The sequence below is a fragment of the Cupriavidus taiwanensis genome, from assembly GCF_900250115.1.
GTDB classification, from domain to species: Bacteria; Pseudomonadota; Gammaproteobacteria; order Burkholderiales; family Burkholderiaceae; genus Cupriavidus; species Cupriavidus taiwanensis_B.
Genome location: NZ_LT984803.1, coordinates 2,837,972 through 2,853,313 on the forward strand (window position 1 = coordinate 2,837,972; position 15,342 = coordinate 2,853,313).

Annotated in this window: 15 protein-coding genes; 10 read left to right on the plus strand and 5 right to left on the minus strand. The window is 68.9% G+C overall.

Going from position 1 to position 15,342, the window contains the following annotated elements; translation table 11 throughout:
* The first annotated feature begins 33 nt into the window (after positions 1 to 33).
* The 3 genes from miaA (at position 34) to CBM2586_RS13245 (ending at position 2,428) form a co-directional block, all read left to right on the plus strand.
* Positions 34 to 1,002 carry a tRNA (adenosine(37)-N6)-dimethylallyltransferase MiaA gene (miaA, locus tag CBM2586_RS13235; protein ID WP_115661263.1) on the plus strand — a complete coding sequence of 323 codons (969 nt, stop codon included), beginning with the start codon at positions 34 to 36 and terminating at the stop codon, positions 1,000 to 1,002.
* A gap of 79 nt (positions 1,003 to 1,081) precedes the next feature.
* Positions 1,082 to 1,588: a GNAT family N-acetyltransferase gene (locus CBM2586_RS13240; protein ID WP_115661262.1), complete on the plus strand. Its 507-nt coding sequence runs from the start codon at positions 1,082 to 1,084 to the stop codon at positions 1,586 to 1,588.
* 96 nt (positions 1,589 to 1,684) lie between these two features.
* On the plus strand, positions 1,685 to 2,428 hold the full coding sequence (locus tag CBM2586_RS13245; RefSeq protein ID WP_115687958.1) for a GntR family transcriptional regulator: 744 nt from the start codon (positions 1,685 to 1,687) through the stop codon (positions 2,426 to 2,428).
* A 36-nt stretch (positions 2,429 to 2,464) separates the two neighbouring features.
* Here CBM2586_RS13245 and CBM2586_RS13250 read toward each other — a convergent pair whose 3' ends face one another.
* The 5 genes from CBM2586_RS13250 to purM form a co-directional block, all read right to left on the minus strand.
* Complete coding sequence (locus tag CBM2586_RS13250) at positions 2,465 to 3,208, minus strand: aspartate/glutamate racemase family protein (protein ID WP_115661260.1); 744 nt, start codon at positions 3,206 to 3,208, stop codon at positions 2,465 to 2,467.
* Positions 3,209 to 3,216: 8 nt separating this feature from the next.
* Positions 3,217 to 4,626 carry an amidase gene (locus CBM2586_RS13255; RefSeq protein WP_240987923.1) on the minus strand — a complete coding sequence of 470 codons (1,410 nt, stop codon included), beginning with the start codon at positions 4,624 to 4,626 and terminating at the stop codon, positions 3,217 to 3,219.
* 24 nt (positions 4,627 to 4,650) lie between these two features.
* Complete coding sequence (hydA, locus tag CBM2586_RS13260; RefSeq protein ID WP_115687962.1) at positions 4,651 to 6,087, minus strand: dihydropyrimidinase; 1,437 nt, start codon at positions 6,085 to 6,087, stop codon at positions 4,651 to 4,653.
* A 40-nt stretch (positions 6,088 to 6,127) separates the two neighbouring features.
* Positions 6,128 to 7,459 carry an MFS transporter gene (locus CBM2586_RS13265; protein ID WP_115661257.1) on the minus strand — a complete coding sequence of 444 codons (1,332 nt, stop codon included), beginning with the start codon at positions 7,457 to 7,459 and terminating at the stop codon, positions 6,128 to 6,130.
* Between the two features lie 329 nt (positions 7,460 to 7,788).
* Positions 7,789 to 8,841 (minus strand): phosphoribosylformylglycinamidine cyclo-ligase, encoded by a 1,053-nt coding sequence (purM, locus tag CBM2586_RS13270; RefSeq protein WP_115661256.1) that lies wholly within the window; start codon positions 8,839 to 8,841, stop codon positions 7,789 to 7,791.
* A 191-nt stretch (positions 8,842 to 9,032) separates the two neighbouring features.
* Here purM and CBM2586_RS13275 point away from each other — a divergent pair, with 191 nt between their 5' ends.
* The 7 genes from CBM2586_RS13275 (at position 9,033) to panB (ending at position 15,338) form a co-directional block, all read left to right on the plus strand.
* Positions 9,033 to 10,103, plus strand: coding sequence for an AI-2E family transporter (locus CBM2586_RS13275; RefSeq protein ID WP_115661255.1), 1,071 nt, complete (start codon positions 9,033 to 9,035; stop codon positions 10,101 to 10,103).
* A gap of 63 nt (positions 10,104 to 10,166) precedes the next feature.
* Positions 10,167 to 10,874 carry a DnaA regulatory inactivator Hda gene (gene hda, locus CBM2586_RS13280; protein WP_115687964.1) on the plus strand — a complete coding sequence of 236 codons (708 nt, stop codon included), beginning with the start codon at positions 10,167 to 10,169 and terminating at the stop codon, positions 10,872 to 10,874.
* Between the two features lie 73 nt (positions 10,875 to 10,947).
* Positions 10,948 to 11,622, plus strand: a complete 675-nt coding sequence (locus CBM2586_RS13285) for an HAD family hydrolase (RefSeq protein WP_115687966.1) — start codon at positions 10,948 to 10,950, stop codon at positions 11,620 to 11,622.
* Position 11,623: 1 nt separating this feature from the next.
* On the plus strand, positions 11,624 to 13,177 hold the full coding sequence (pcnB, locus tag CBM2586_RS13290; protein ID WP_115687968.1) for a polynucleotide adenylyltransferase PcnB: 1,554 nt from the start codon (positions 11,624 to 11,626) through the stop codon (positions 13,175 to 13,177).
* Positions 13,178 to 13,717, plus strand: a complete 540-nt coding sequence (gene folK, locus CBM2586_RS13295; protein WP_111519221.1) for a 2-amino-4-hydroxy-6-hydroxymethyldihydropteridine diphosphokinase — start codon at positions 13,178 to 13,180, stop codon at positions 13,715 to 13,717.
* Between the two features lie 56 nt (positions 13,718 to 13,773).
* The gene (locus CBM2586_RS13300; protein WP_018007952.1) at positions 13,774 to 14,415 is read left to right on the plus strand and encodes a deoxynucleoside kinase; all 642 of its coding nucleotides are present in this window, start codon (positions 13,774 to 13,776) and stop codon (positions 14,413 to 14,415) included.
* A gap of 101 nt (positions 14,416 to 14,516) precedes the next feature.
* A complete protein-coding gene (gene panB / locus CBM2586_RS13305) occupies positions 14,517 to 15,338 on the plus strand; it encodes a 3-methyl-2-oxobutanoate hydroxymethyltransferase (protein ID WP_115661251.1) in 822 nt (273 codons plus the stop codon).
* Positions 15,339 to 15,342: the final 4 nt, after the last annotated feature.

A 15,342-nucleotide genomic window follows, 5' to 3' on the forward strand; every position in this document is an offset into this window, starting at 1 on the left:
GCCGCGCCCGTTCCTTCGCTTCAAGGCTTGTCGATGTCCGCAGTCCCCCACGATTCCACCGCGCATCCACCCGTAGTATGCCTGCTCGGCCCCACCGCGTCCGGCAAGACCGCCGCCGCGCTCGCGCTCGCGGCCGACGCGCCGGTGGAAATCATCAGCCTGGATTCGGCGCTGGTGTACCGCGAGATGGATATCGGCACCGCCAAGCCCACGCGCGACGAACTGGCCGCGGCGCCGCACCACCTGATCGACATCATTGACCCGGCCGACAGCTACTCGGCCGCGCAGTTTGTCGCCGATGCCGAACGGCTGATCGCGCAAATTCGGGCGCGCGGCCATGTGCCGCTGATCGTCGGCGGCACCATGCTGTATTACAAGGCGCTGACACAGGGGCTCAATGACCTGCCGCAGGCCGACGCCGCGCTGCGCGCCGAGCTCGACCAGCTCGCCGCCGAACGCGGCTGGCCGGCACTGCATGCGATGCTGGCCGAGGTCGACCCGGTCACCGCGGCACGGCTCGCGCCCAATGACGCGCAGCGCATCCAGCGCGCGCTGGAGATCCACCGGCTGTCCGGCCAGCCGATGTCGGCGCTGCTGGCGCGCCAGGCCGAGGGCCGCACCTTTGCCGGCGCGGCCGACCAGCGCTACCGCGTGATCGCGCTCGAGCCGTCGGAGCGGCTGGCGCTGCATGACCGCATCGCCCGGCGCTATGACGCCATGCTGGCGCACGGCTTTATCGAAGAGGTCGAGCGGCTGCGCGCGCGTGGCGACCTGCACCCGGGACTGCCGTCGATCCGCTGCGTCGGTTACCGGCAGGTGTGGGAATACCTGGACGGCGAGGCCGACTTTGCCACCATGCGCGAGCGCGGCATCGCCGCCACGCGCCAGCTGTGCAAGCGCCAGCTGACCTGGCTGCGCAGCACACCCGAGCGGCTGGTGGTCGATTGCCTGGCGCCCGGCTATGTCGACCAGGTGCGCACGCTGGCTGACTTCGGGCGCTGATCCGGCGGCAGGCCGGCTGGCATGGCGAGTGCCGGACAGGCGATAATTGCCGCTCCTCGTACTCGCCAGGCCGACCGGCATGTCCAAGCCCACCTTCACGCTGCGCCCCGCCACCACTGCCGACAGCGAAACGCTGTTCAACCTGATCCTGGCGCTGGCCGAATACGAAAAGCTGACGCATCTGGTCGAAGCCACGCCGCACAAGATCGAGGCGGCGCTGTTCGGCGCCACGCCGCATGCCGAGGCCGTGCTGGTGGAGGTCGATGCCGATGTCGATGGCAACCGCAAGGCGGTCGGCTTTGCCCTCTTCTTCCACAACTTCTCGACCTTCCTCGCCAGGCCGGGCCTCTACCTGGAAGACCTGTATGTCGACCCGGCCTGGCGCGGCCACGGCCTAGGCAAGGCCCTGCTCAAGCACCTGGCCGCGCTCGCGCTCGAGCGTGGCTGCGGCCGCTTCGAATGGTCGGTGCTGGACTGGAACCAGCCGTCGATCGACTTCTACCGGGCCATGGGCGCCGACGTGCTGCCGGACTGGCGCATCTGCCGCGTGACCGGCGCCGCACTGGATCGGCTCGGCGCGAAATAAGGCAAGAACGGCCCAACATCGGTGTTATACACTCGATCCCAAACCGCCATACAATGGCAGCACCAACTGTCTTTTTTCCGAACCGCGCCAACCGCCATGCCACGCACCAAAGCCGAACCGCCCGCCGGGCCTGCCGACGGACTCCCTGAGACCGACGCCGACGGCGCGCGCAGCGCGTCGGTCGAGGCAATCGCCGACCGCATCCTGACCGCGATCTGGGAGCACCGCCTGCCGCCGGGCACCAAGCTGGTCGAGGAAAAGCTGGGCGGCGTGTTCGGCGTCAGCCGCACCAAGGTGCGGCTGGCCTTCGCCAAGCTGGCGCACGAAGGCGTGCTGACCGTGCATCCCAACCGCGGCACTTTCGTCTCCAGCCCGAGCGTGGCCGAAGCGCGCCAGGTGCTGCATTCCCGCCACCTGCTGGAGCCGGCGCTGGTGCGCGACCTGGCCCGGGCGATCAGCGCCAGCGGCGTGCGCGCGCTGCGCGAGACCACGCGCCAGGAAGCGCAGGCGCGCGACAGCAACGACCGCCGCGCCATCATCCGGCTGTCGGGCGAGTTCCACTGCAAGCTGGCGGAAATGACGGGCAACCAGTACCTGGGCAAGTACATGCGCGAGCTGTGCTCGCTGACCTGCCTGATCATCGCGCTGTATGACGCGCCGGGGGTGCCGTCATGCCCGCATCATGAGCACGACGATATCGTCGATGCGCTGGAAGCCGGCGACGGCGAACGCGCCGCGCGGCTGATGGCCGAGCACCTCGGCCACGTCGAAAGCACGCTGCGGCTGGAGTTGCCGGCCGAAGAAAAGGTCGACCTGGAAGCGGTATTCGCCGCGGTCTGAGCCGCGGCGTCAGCGTGAAGGCAAGCCGGGCGCGGCTTAGCGGTGCTCGATGCGCGCCGCCAGCGCGGCGGGCAAACCCAGCGTGGGCTTGGCATCGGGGCGGCGGAACGTCCCCGCGGTGGCCTTGCGCGGCTGCAGCGCGACCAGCGCCTCGGCCTGCTTGACCGCGGCGGCCATCTGGTCGACCACCGGCACCGCAATGCGGTCGCGCACGCGCGCGGCCAGGCCGGCCAGCGGCGCGCCGGCGAGGATCACCACATCGGCTTCGTCCTCCACCACCGCGCGGTTGGCCAGTTCCACCAGCACCGCCTCCTTCTCTTCCTGCACGTCCGACACCGAGGCAAAGCTGCCGTCGAGCATGCGGATGCCGGCCAGCCGGCCGCGCAGCCCGTGCATGTCGACGCATTCCTCGTACCAGGGCCCCAGCGCGCGCGCAAAGGTGACGATGGCAAAGCGCCGCCCCAGCATGCACGCCGACAGCATCGCGGCCTCGGCCATGCCCACCACCGGCAGGTCGAACAGCTCGCGCGCGCCCATCAGGCCGGGATCGCCGAAGGCGGCGATGACCGCGGCGTCGAACTGGCCGTGATGCTCGGCCAGCATTTCCAGCGCAATGGCGCCGCCTATCTGCGCCTCGGCGCGGGTGGCGATATACGGCACGCCGCGGCTGGCGGTCAGCGGCACCAGCTCGGTGCCGGGCGCGGCGGCTTCGGTGGCCGCGGCCATCAGGCGCGCGGTGATGCCTTCGCTGGTGTTGGGATTCAGAACAAGGATTCGCATGTCAGGGATCAGGCAGGGTTGACTAAGGACGCCAGCAGGCCTTCGGCCAGCCGCGCGGCGGCCAGCACGCTGCGGTCGGCACCGCGCGCGCCGGCAATCTGCAGGCCCACCGGCAGGCCGTCGCGGCCGCTGCCGCAAGGCACCGAGATCGCCGGCGCCAGCGCATGGTTGAAGAAGGGCGTGAACACGGCATGGGCGCGCGGCTCCACCGCGACGCCGCCGATGCGCTCCGGCCCGAGGCGGTCGTTGCGCCAGGCCACGCACGGCGTGGTCGGGCACAGCAGCAGGTCATAGCGGGTTAAGAAAGCGGCCACGGCCAGCGCAATCTGGCGGCTGGCCTCGCGCGCGCGCGCCACCTCGGCGCCGGTCCAGGCCAGGCCGCGCTCGATCTGGCGCGCGACGTCGGCATCGAACAGCTCCGGGTCGCGGCGCCAGGCGTCACCGTAGAGATGGGCCAGCCCGACATGCTGCAGCGGCATCAGCGCGGCCTCGTCGGCGCCCTGTGGCCACGCCGGGTCGGCGCGTTCGATGCTCAGCCCGGCGGCCTGCAAACGGGCCACGGCCTGCTCGAAGGCCTCGGCGACATCGTCGTCGACCGGCGTGTCCAGCCCCAGGCGCGGGCTGGCCGCAATCTTCAGCGTATGCAGCGGACGCGCCGCGGCCAGCGCGAAGCCGAGCGTATCGGGGTCACGCGGATCGGCGCCGGCCAGCGCCTCGAACATCAGCTCGGCATCGGCGACGGTGCGCGTGATCGGCGCCATCACCTGGATACCGTTGAAGGCGTGGGCGAAGCCGATCGCATCGGGAATCGCGCCATAGGAAGGCTTGAAGCCGACCACGCCGGCATGCGCGGGCGGGCGCCGGCTGGAGCCGCCGCCGTCGGTGCCCAGCGCGAGCGGCGCCATGCCGGCCGCCACCGCCACCGCGCAGCCGCCCGACGAGCCGCCCGCGGTCAGCGTGGCATCGAGCGGATGGCGCGTCAGGCCGTAGACCTTGTTGGTGGTCAGCCCCTTGCAGGCGAACTCCGAGGTGTTGCCCATGCCGAGCACGATTGCGCCGGCCCGGCGCAGGCGCTCGACCGCGATCGCGTCAGCGGGCGCGATAAAGTCGCGGTACAGCTGCGAGCCTTGCGTCACGCGCCGGCCCTGGCACCAGATCACGTCCTTGACGATCACCGGCACCCCCGCCAGCAGCGGGCGCTCGCCCTGCGCCAGGCGCGCGCGCAGTTGCGCCAGGTCGGCCTCGACCAGTTCCTGGCGTTGTTCGAAGACGGCGTTGAGCTGGTCGTTGCGGGCCGCGATGCGGGCCTGGAACGCCGCGGCCACCTCGGCGGGGTCGAGGCGCCCGGCGGCGACGCGGGCCGCGATGGTGGCGGCGTCCAGGCGGTTGGTCAGTTCCATGTCTACAGTGTCGGTCAAGTCGTCAGTCAGGCCAAGCGATGGTCACAGGCTGCCGCCCGAGGTGCGGTAGCGCGGCCGTGCCATTTCCGGCAGGCCGCACGGCAGGAACTCGCCGTGGCCGGCCTGCGCCATGACCTCGCCCTCGTGCGCCACCACCTTGCCGCGCACCAGCGTGGTCACCGGCCAGCCGGTCACGCGCAGGCCCTCGTATGGGGTGTAGTCGACGGCATGGTGCAGCCCGTCATTGCGGATCGTCACCTCGCGCTGCGGATCCCAGATCGCCAGGTCGGCATCGGCGCCGATGGCGATGGTGCCCTTGCGCGGATGCAGGCCGTAGAGCTTGGCCGGGTTGGTCGAGGTCAGCGCGACGAACTGGTTGACCGAGATGCGGCCGCCCACCACGCCTGCCGAGAACAGCAGCGGCAGCCGCGTCTCCAGTCCGGGGATGCCGTTGGGGATGTACTGGAACGGGACTTCCTGGCCGCCGGGCTTCTTGCCCTGCGCGTCTTCGTAGCGGAACGGTGCATGGTCGGACGAGAAGATGGTGAAGAGGCCGTCGGCCAGGCCGTCCCAGATCACCTGCTGGTTGCTGCGGTCACGCGGCGGCGGGCTGCACACGCACTTGGCGCCGTGGTAGCCGGGCTGGTCGAGGTCTTCGGCGGTCAGGAACAGGTATTGCGGGCAGGTCTCGGCAAAGATCTTCATGCCGCGGTTGCGCGCCCAGCGGATCTGCTCGACCGCTTCCTTGCCCGAGACATGGACGATCAGGATCGGCACGTCGACCAGTTCCGAGAAGGTGATGGCGCGGTGCGTGGCCTCGCGCTCGATCGCCATCGGCCGCGCCAGCGCGTGGAACTTCGGCGCGGTGTTGCCGGCCGCCTCCAGCGTGTCGGTCAGCCAGGCGATGCAATCTGAATTCTCCGCATGCACCATCACCAGCGCGCCTTCCTGGCGCGCCACCGACAGCACCTCGAGGATCTCGCGGTCGTTCAGCTTGAGGTCGTCGTAGGTCATGTAGACCTTGAACGACGAATAGCCTTCGCGGATCAGGCCCGGCAGCTCGTCGTTCAGCACCGCCTCGGTCGGGTCGGCCACGATCAGGTGGAAGGCGTAGTCGACCACCGACTTGCCGCCGGCGCGGCGATGGTAGTCGGCCACCGCGGCGCGCAGCGAATGGCCCTTCTCCTGCGCCGCGAACGGGATCACCGTGGTGGTGCCGCCGCACGCCGCCGAGACCGAGCCGGTGTTGAAGTCGTCGGCCATGCGAAGGCCATCCGGCATCGGCTGGTCCAGGTGGCAGTGCGCATCGACGCCGCCCGGCAGCACCAGCTTGCCGCTGGCGTCGATGACCTGCGCGGCCTCGCCCAGGTCATGGCCCAGCTGCACGATGCGGCCGCCGGCGATGCCGATATCGCATTGCATGGTGTCGCTGGCGGTCACCACGGTGCCGTTGCGGATGATGAGGTCGAACTGTTTCACGGTACGGTTTTGATGTGAGGACAAGGAGAGCGGCCGCGCTTCAGCGGTCGGCGTCGGACAGGTGCATGCGCGCGGTTTCACGCGCCGCGAACGCCGCCACCGCGATCAGCGCGCACACCGCCGCCAGGTAGAGCGCCACCGGCATGGTGTTGCCGAAGCGGTCGAGCAGGCCCACCGCGATCAGCGGGGCCAGCGCGCCGCCGAACACGCCGGCAAACTGGAAGCCCAGCGAGGCGCCGGTCACGCGCACCCGGGTGGCGAACAGCTCGGGCAGGAACGAGGCCAGCGGCGAGAACATGAACGAGACCAGCACCATGCCGACGAACGAGGCCAGCATGATCAGCGCCGGGCTGCCGGTCTTGACCATGGCGAAGAACACGAACGCCCACACCGCGCCACCGATGCCGCCGATCATCAGCACGGGACGGCGGCCGATGCGGTCCGCCAGCAGGCCGGCGACGGGGATGAACAGGATCTGCGCCAGCGCGCCCAGCAGCACCGCATTGAGCGCGATGCTCTTGGGCAGCCCCAGCTTGGTCGGCACGAAATACAGCAGGAACAGCGTAAACACATAGAACGCGATATCGCCGCCCAGCCGCGCGCCAAAGGCGATCAGCAGCTGCTTCTTGTAGTTGCGCAGCACTTCCATGATCGGTGCGCGCGCTTCGGCATGCGATTCCTCCAGCTTCTCGAACATGCCGGATTCGCGCACGTTGGCGCGGATATAGAGCCCGACCCCGACCAGCAGCGCCGACAGCAGGAACGGCACGCGCCAGCCCCAGCTGAGGAAGGCTTCTTCCGAGACCTGCCAGGTCACCAGCGCGAAGATGCCGTTGGCCAGCAGCAGGCCGATCGGCGCCGCCAGCTGCACCAGGCTGCCGAGGATGCCGCGCCGCTTGCCCTCGGGATCGAGCTCGTTGACCATGATCGCCGCCCCGCCCCACTCGCCGCCCAGCGCCAGGCCCTGCACCACGCGCAGCAGCACCAGCAGCAGCGGCGCCAGCGCGCCCGCCGTGGCATAGGTCGGCAACAGGCCGATGCCGAAGGTGGCCAGGCCCATCATCAGCAGCGTAATGATCAGGATCGACTTGCGGCCCATCTTGTCGCCGTAGTGGCCGAAGATCGCCGCGCCCAGCGGCCGGGCCACGAAGGCCACGCCGTAGCTGGCGAAGGACAGCAGCGTCGCGGTCAGCGGATCGCTCTGCGGGAAGAACAGCTTGGGGAAGACCAGCGCGGCGGCCGAGCCATAGATGAAATGGTCGTAGAACTCGAGCGTGGTGCCGGCCAGGCTGGCGCCGGCAACGCGTGCGACGGACTGCTTCTGGGCCGACGCGCCGCTCTTGCCGGCTGTGTCGAGGCTGACTGCTTGCATGGTGGATCCTCCAATGGTCCCTGGCCTGTCCAGTGCGCGCCGTTCGCTGGCTGCGCGCTGGCTTGTCTCCGACGAGGCATGCATGTGCCTCGTCTTTGCACAGTACATTAGGCCATAAACCGCCATACAATCAAGTTAAATATTGTTTTTCAGTAATGGTGCATATGCATGCTGGGTTTTGGTGCAATGCACGAATGTGGCATGGTGCGCAGAATGGCTTGCGTCGCCGTCGCCAGCGCCGGGTAAACACCTAGCCGAAGGCAGGGACAAAAAAAACGGCGCATGCCCGAAGGCATGCGCCGTTTTTTTTGGAGAATCCCGAGGTTGCGTCAGATCACGATGGTCTGGGCCTCGCCCTCGGCCCGCGCGCGGATCTCACCGATCTGCCACACGGCTTCGCCGGCGGCCTGCAGGTGGCGAATGGCACGCTCCGCATCTTCCTTGGCGACGATCACCACCATGCCGATGCCGCAGTTGAAGACACGGTGCATTTCGTCGTCGGCCACGCGGCCCTGTGCCTGCAGCCACTGGAACAGCGGCGGCAGGGTCCAGGCATCGCGCTGCAGCACCGCGGTGACGTCCTGCCCCAGCACGCGCGGCACGTTCTCGGTCAGGCCGCCGCCGGTGATATGGGCCATGCCCTTGACCGGCAGGGCCTCGATCAGCGACAGCAGCGGCTTCACGTAGATCCGGGTCGGCGCCATGATCGCGTCCTGCAGTCGCTGGCCGTGGAAGTCGGCGTTCAGGTCCGGCCTGGCCACCTCGATGATCTTGCGCACCAGCGAATAACCGTTGGAATGCGCGCCCGACGAGGCCAGGCCCAGCACCACGTCGCCCGGGGCGATGGTGCTGCCGTCGATGATCTTCTTCTTTTCGACCGCGCCGACGGCGAAGCCGGCCAGGTCGTATTCGCCGTCCGGGTACATGCTGGGCATTTCCGCGGTTTCGCCGCCGATCAGCGCGCAGCCGGCCAGTTCGCAGCCGCGGGCGATGCCCTGGATCACGGTGGCGGCGGTGTCGACGTCGAGCTTGCCGCAGGCGAAATAGTCGAGGAAGAACAGCGGCTCGGCGCCCTGCACCAGGATGTCGTTGACGCTCATGGCGACCAGGTCCTGGCCGACGGTGTCATGGCGATTCAGCTGGAATGCCAGCTTGAGCTTGGTACCCACGCCATCGGTGCCCGACACCAGCACCGGCTCCTGGAATTTCTTCGACAGTTCGAACAGCGCACCGAACCCGCCGATGCCCGCCATCACGCCCTCGCGCATGGTGCGCTTGGCGAACGGCTTGATGCGGTCGACCAGCGCGTCGCCGGCATCGATGTCAACACCGGCGTCGCGGTAGGAAAGGCCTGCCTGGCCGGCGGTCGGGGATGCGCTCATGGGAACCTGCTTGTCCTGGAGGAAATAAAGTGACGAATTCGGCGCTCGGGCCACCGTCGCTTCCGGCGCGTGGCATCGGAAGGCGGGCGCGAGTCCAGTAGAATCGCAATTTTAACGGATAGAGGCCCCCCGCTTCCAGTTTCCGGCGAGATCGCGCCGCAAACCGCGCTGCCGCCTTGCCCCAAGCCTTGATGAATGCCCCGCTGTTGAACCAAGAGGCCAAGCGCATCCTGCTGTGGATCGTCGTGGCCGTGGCGCTGTTCGCCGCCATTATCGCGCTGGCGCCGGTGCTGACCCCGTTCCTGTTCGCATTTATCTTCGCCTATATCCTGAATCCCGGCGTCGACTGGCTGCAGCGCCGCCGCGTGCCGCGGGCGATCGGCGTGACGCTGATGATCCTGCTGCTGACGGTGGTCTGCGTGATGCTGGGGCTGCTGCTGATCGCGGTGCTGCAGCGCGAGATCCCGCAGGTGCGCGAGCAGTTGCCGATCCTGCTGAAGAAGCTCAATTCGGTGGTGTCGCCACGGCTGGCCGAGTTCGGCGTGCGCGTGCGCTTCGACTTTCCCGGCCTGCGCAACATGATGTCGGACCGCTTCGCCGCCAGCCCCGAAGACCTGTTGGTGGTGCTGCTGAACTACGTCAAGATGTCGGGTTCGGCGCTGATCGCGGTGGCGGGCATCGCCTTCATCGTGCCCATCGTCATGTTCTACCTGATGATGGACTGGCACATGGTAATGCGCCGCATCGAGAGCGTGGTGCCGCGCCGCTGGGTGCCCAAGGTGCGCGAGCTGACCAACGAGACCGACGCGCTGCTGTCCCAATACCTGCGCGGCCAGATCCTGGTGATGGTGATCCTGGCGGCGATCTACTCGATCGGGCTGACCATTGCCGGCTTCGATATCGGCGTGCCGGTCGGGGTCTTCACCGGGCTGGCGGTGTTTATCCCGTATATTGGCTTCGGCGTCGGGCTGGTGATGGCGATCCTGGCCGCGCTGCTGCAGTTCGGCAACTGGTACGGGCTGGCCGCGGTGGCGGTGGTCTACGGCTTCGGCCAGTTCATCGAGAGCTTCTACCTGACGCCGCGGCTGGTGGGCGAGCGCATCGGCCTGCACCCGCTGGTGGTGATCTTTGCGCTGCTTGCCTTCGGCCAGCTGTTCGGCTTCTTCGGCGTGCTGCTGGCGCTGCCGACCTGCGCCGTGCTGCTGGTGGGGGCGCGCCAGCTGCGGCGGGTTTACCTGGCCAGCGATCTCTATCGAAAATAACGGCTGCCGCCCGCTATCCGCTGCTGCCCGCTCCACGAATCTAGCCGAAGTTAGCCATACGTCATGTCCCCGCGTCCCAAGCAACTGTCGCTCGAGCTGGGCAGCCCGCCGCCTTCGACCTTCGAGAATTTCGTGGTGGCGTCCAACCGCGAGGCGGTGCAGCGGCTGCGCGAACTGCCACCCGCGCTGGCGCAGGAGCATGCCAGCGACCGCCTGATCTACCTGTGGGGCGAGGTCGGCTGCGGCCGCACCCACCTGCTGCATGCGGTATGCGAGGCCGGGCCGCAACACGGCATCCGCTGCCGCTACCTGAGCCCGCACCATCCGCTCTCCGATTTCCTGTTCGACCCCTGGTGCCAGCTCTACACCGTCGATGACGTCGAGCTGCTCGACGAAGCGCGCCAGATCGCGGTGTTCTCGCTCTACAACGAGGTGCGCGCGCACGGGCGCACCGCGCTGGTGGTGGCGGGCGGCCTGGCGCCGCGCGCAATGCCGGTGCGCGAAGACCTGCGCACGCGCCTGGGCTGGGGCCTGGTGTACCAGGTCGCGCCGTTGTCCGACGACGACAAGAAGGCCGCCGTGCTCCATGCGGCACGCGAGCGCGGCCTGCAGCTGTCGCCCGAAATCACGCACTGGCTGGTGACGCGGCATTACCGCGACATGCCCAGCCTGATGGCGGTGCTGGACGCGCTCGACACCTATTCGCTCGAGCGCAAGCGGCCGGTCACGCTGCCGCTGCTGCGCGAGATGTTTGCCGAATTCCGGGATTAGGCGAGCACCCCGGCCCGGCCCCGGCACCGCCCGCCCCCTCCCCCCATCCTGCCTTCAGGTAAAATCGCCGCCCATGAATCTGGCACTCTTTGACCTCGACCATACCCTGATCCCGACCGACAGCGACCATGAATGGGGCCGCTTCCTGGTCCGCCTGGGCGTCGTCGACGAGGTAATCTACCGGCAGAAGAACGACGAGTTCTACGGCCACTACAAGGCCGGCACGCTCGATATCCAGGCCTTCCTGCGCTTTGCGCTGGCACCGCTGGCGGCCAACCCGCGCGACCGGCTCGATGCCATGCGGGGGCGCTTCATGCACGAGGTGATCGACCCGGTGATCACGCCGCAGGCGCGCGCGCTGGTCTACAAGCACCTCGAAGCCGGCGACCTGTGCGCCGTGGTGACCGCCACCAACAGCTTTGTCACCGCGCCGATCGCCGCGGCCTTCGGCATCAAGCACCTGATCGCGACCGAGCCGGCCACCGTCGACGGCACGCCCGAGGGCCAGTTCACCGGCGAGGTCGAGGGCGTGCCCAGCTTCCGCGAAGGCAAGATCACCCGCGTCGAGGCCTGGCTCAAGGCCCAGGGCGCGGGCTGGGACAACTTCGAGAACACCACCTTCTACAGCGACTCGGCCAACGACCTGCCCCTGCTGGAAAAGGTCTCCGAGCCGGTCGCCACCAACCCGGACGATCGCCTGCGCCACCACGCCGCCGCGGCCGGCTGGCGCATCATGGATCTGTTCTGACGTGATCAAGAAGCTCATTACCCGGCTGCTGGGCAAACCCGGCCCCAAGCAGCGCCGCACCGGCCGCGCCCATACGCCGCGCATCGTCAACGTGGACGAACACCAGATCGATCCCACGCTGCTGTCGCGCAATGCCGTCAAGGTCACCTCGACGCTGCAGCAGGCCGGCTACCAGGCCTATATCGTCGGCGGCGCCGTGCGCGACCTGCTGCTCGGCATCAAGCCCAAGGACTTCGACGTCGCCACCAACGCCACGCCCGAGCAGGTGCAGTCGCTGTTCCGGCGCTCGCGCATCATCGGCCGGCGCTTCCAGATCGTGCACGTGACCTTCTACGGCGGGCGCGAGCAGGAAATCATCGAGGTCTCGACCTTCCGCGCGCTGGTCGACGCCATCGCCAGCGAGACCCTGCCCGAAGGCCGGCGCCTGAAGCGCGCCGAGCTCGACAGCAAGACCCATGCGATCGACGCCTCGGGCCGCGTGCTGCGCGACAACGTGTGGGGCTCGCAGGCCGAAGACGCGGAACGCCGCGACTTCACCATCAACGCGATGTACTACGACCCGGCCGCGCAGACCGTGCATGACTACCATCACGGCATGGAAGACATCCGCGCGCGCCTGCTGCGCATGATCGGCGACCCGGCCACGCGCTACCGCGAAGACCCGGTGCGGATGCTGCGCGTGGTGCGCTTCGCCGCCAAGACCGGCTTCGACATCGACGAGGCCACGCGCCTGCCGATCGCCGGCCTGGCCGAGCTGATCCACAACGTGCCGAGCGCGCGCCTGTTCGACGAGATGCTCAAGCTGCTGATGTCCGGCCACGCCTGGGCCTCGCTGCAGGAGCTGCGCAAGGCGGGCCTGCACAAGGGCCTGCTGCCGCTGCTGGACGTGGCGCTGGAGCAGCCCATGGGCCAGCGCTTCGTGCAGCTGGCACTGGACAACACCGACCGCCGCGTGCAGGCCGGCAAGCCGGTTTCGCCGGGCTTCCTGTTCGCGGCGCTGCTGTGGCACCACGTGCTGCAGCGCTGGAACCAGCTGCGCGAGGAAGGCGAACATGCCATTGCCGCACTCAACAGCGCCATGGACTCGGTGCTGGAAAAGCAGACCGGCCAGCTCGCGATCCAGCGCCGCTTCGTCACCGACATGCGCGATATCTGGGGCATGCAGCCGCGCTTCGAGAAGCGTGTCGGCCGCATGCCGTTCCGCCTGCTGGACTCGCCGCGCTTCCGCGCCGGCTACGATTTCCTGGTGCTGCGCTGCCAGTCCGGCGAGCTGCCGGAAGAGTTGGCCGGCTGGTGGAACGATTTCCAGAACGCCGAGCCGCATGCGCGCGAAGACCTGATCGACGCGGTGCGCAGCGCGCGCGGCCACGGCGGCGGCCACGGTGGCGGCCACGGTGGCGGCCAGGGCGAGGCCCAGGGCGCGGAAGGCGAGGGCCCGGCGCGCAAGAAGCGCCGCCGGCGCGGTCCGCGGAAATCGGATAAAGTTTCTTCCCGGAGCGACTCGGACGCGGGCCAGGCAGCACATGCCGGCCCCGGCCAGCCGGAGGAAACGTAAATGACTCTCGCCTTCATCGGCATCGGCGCGAATCTTGGCGATGCGCGCCAGGCCATCAAGGACGCCATCGTGTGCCTGGCGCAGCAGGTCGGCATCACGGTGCTGGCGCGCTCCTCGCTCTATCGCACCGCGCCGGTCGATGCCGGCGGCGACGACTACTACAACGCGGTGGTCAAGGTGCAGACCTCGTTCACCGCGTCGCAGCTGCTGCGCATCTGCCACCACATCGAGGACCAGTTCGGCCGCGAGCGCCCGTTCCGCAACGCGCCGCGCACGCTCGACCTGGACCTGCTGCTGTTCGGCGACGAACAGCACGACCACGAGCACCTGACCGTGCCGCACCCTCGCCTGACCGAGCGCGCCTTCACGCTGGTGCCGCTGCTTGAGCTGGACGCCGCGCTGGCGATCCCGGGACGTGGCCGCGCCGCCGACTACCTGGCGGGCGTGGGCGCGCAGCGCATCGAGAAGGTCTCCACCTGCAAGTGCCTGCGCATGCAGGCCGCCGCCGGCGAGCCTGGCAATGGCGGCACGCCCGGCTGAACCCGCCCGGCAGCGCCGGCGGCGCTGCCATCCCACACACTGACGCCCGGAGCGCCATGCTCGATCACCTGCGCCGCATTGTCGTCGAAGGTCCCGTCGGATCCGGCAAGACCTCGCTGGCGCAGCGCCTGGCGCGCACGCTGCAGGCGCAGGAGCTGCCCGACCACGCCCGCCGCAGCCCGTTCCTGGAGCCGTTCTACCGCGACCCCGCGCGCCATGCGCTGGCGCTGCAACTGTGGTGCCTGACCCAGCGCGCGGTGCAGCTGCAGCAATGGCAGGCCGGCGTCGCCTCGGGCCAGCGCATGGTCAGCAACTTCCTGATCGCCAGGGATCGCCTGCATGCCGCGCTGACCCTGTCCGCGGACGAACTGGCGCTGTACGACGCCATCGCCGCGCGGCTGGCGCTGCCGCCGCAGCGCGCCGACCTGGTGATCGTGCTGCAGGCGACGCCATCGCTGTTGCGCGAGCGCATCGTGCGCCGCGGCGAGCCGGGCGAGGCCGGCATCGACGAACACTACCTGCAGCGCCTGGCCGGCGCCTATGGCGAGCTGTTCCACCGCTACGACGACGCCCCGGTGCTGGTGGTCGACACCGCCCACTTCAATCCGGTGGACAATGACGACGATTTCCGTACACTACTGTCGCGCATCGAAAACATGCGCGGCCGCAAGGCCTTCCTCAATCTCGCCGCGCCCTGACAGGCCCCCTCGCCTGCCAGACACAACACAATAACGACGGCTGTCGTTGCCGTGCGGGCAGCCCTCCGGCACCGGCAAGGCCGTCCTACACGGGCACTGCCATGAGCTACCTCCTCGATCCCTCCCGCAAGACCATCACTATTCCCAAACTGCAGGCGATGCGTGACGCCGGCGAGAAAATCGCCATGCTGACCGCGTACGACTCCAGCTTCGCCGCGCTGCTCGATTACTGCGGCGTCGAGATGATCCTGGTGGGCGACTCGCTGGGCAATGTGATGCAGGGCCAGCAGACCACGCTGCCGGTCACGCTGGAACAGATGGCCTACCACACCGAATGCGCGGCGCGCGGCAACCAGACCGCGCTGCTGCTGACCGACCTGCCGTTCGGCACCTATCCGACCCCGGAAGCGGCCTTTGCCAGCGCCGTCACGCTGATGAAGGCGGGCGCGCAGATGGTCAAGCTCGAAGGCGGCGACTGGCTCGCGCCGATCGTGAAATTCCTGGTCGAGCGCAGCATCCCGGTGTGCGCGCATATCGGCCTGACGCCGCAGTCGGTGCACGCGCTGGGCGGCTTCAAGGTGCAGGGCAAGACCGACGCCGGCGCGGCCCAGCTCAAGCGCGATGCGCTGGCGCTGCAGGCCGCCGGTGCCCAGGTGGTGCTGATGGAGGCGGTGCCCGCGGCCCTGGCCGGCGAGATCACGCAGTCGCTGGCGGTGCCGACCATCGGCATCGGCGCCGGCGCCGACTGCTCGGGCCAGGTGCTGGTGCTGCAGGACATGCTCAACATCTACCCGGGCCGCAAGGCCAAGTTCGTGCGCAACTTCATGGACGGCCAGCCGTCGATCGAGGCCGCGGTGCGCGCCTACGTGGCCGCCGTCAAGGACGGCAGCTTCCCCGCCGTCGAGCACACCTTCTCCGCCTGACGCG

Coding starts and splice junctions, on each gene's coding strand:
- CBM2586_RS13275 (WP_115661255.1), top strand. CDS start 9,033: ATGAATGCCCCGCTGTTGAACCAAGAGGCCAAGCGCATCCTGCTGTGG.
- folK (WP_111519221.1), top strand. CDS start 13,178: ATGACTCTCGCCTTCATCGGCATCGGCGCGAATCTTGGCGATGCGCGC.
- CBM2586_RS13245 (WP_115687958.1), top strand. CDS start 1,685: ATGCCACGCACCAAAGCCGAACCGCCCGCCGGGCCTGCCGACGGACTC.
- purM (WP_115661256.1), bottom strand. CDS start 8,841: ATGAGCGCATCCCCGACCGCCGGCCAGGCAGGCCTTTCCTACCGCGAC.
- hda (WP_115687964.1), top strand. CDS start 10,167: ATGTCCCCGCGTCCCAAGCAACTGTCGCTCGAGCTGGGCAGCCCGCCG.
- CBM2586_RS13250 (WP_115661260.1), bottom strand. CDS start 3,208: ATGCGAATCCTTGTTCTGAATCCCAACACCAGCGAAGGCATCACCGCG.
- CBM2586_RS13285 (WP_115687966.1), top strand. CDS start 10,948: ATGAATCTGGCACTCTTTGACCTCGACCATACCCTGATCCCGACCGAC.
- CBM2586_RS13300 (WP_018007952.1), top strand. CDS start 13,774: ATGCTCGATCACCTGCGCCGCATTGTCGTCGAAGGTCCCGTCGGATCC.
- panB (WP_115661251.1), top strand. CDS start 14,517: ATGAGCTACCTCCTCGATCCCTCCCGCAAGACCATCACTATTCCCAAA.
- CBM2586_RS13240 (WP_115661262.1), top strand. CDS start 1,082: ATGTCCAAGCCCACCTTCACGCTGCGCCCCGCCACCACTGCCGACAGC.
- miaA (WP_115661263.1), top strand. CDS start 34: ATGTCCGCAGTCCCCCACGATTCCACCGCGCATCCACCCGTAGTATGC.
- CBM2586_RS13265 (WP_115661257.1), bottom strand. CDS start 7,459: ATGCAAGCAGTCAGCCTCGACACAGCCGGCAAGAGCGGCGCGTCGGCC.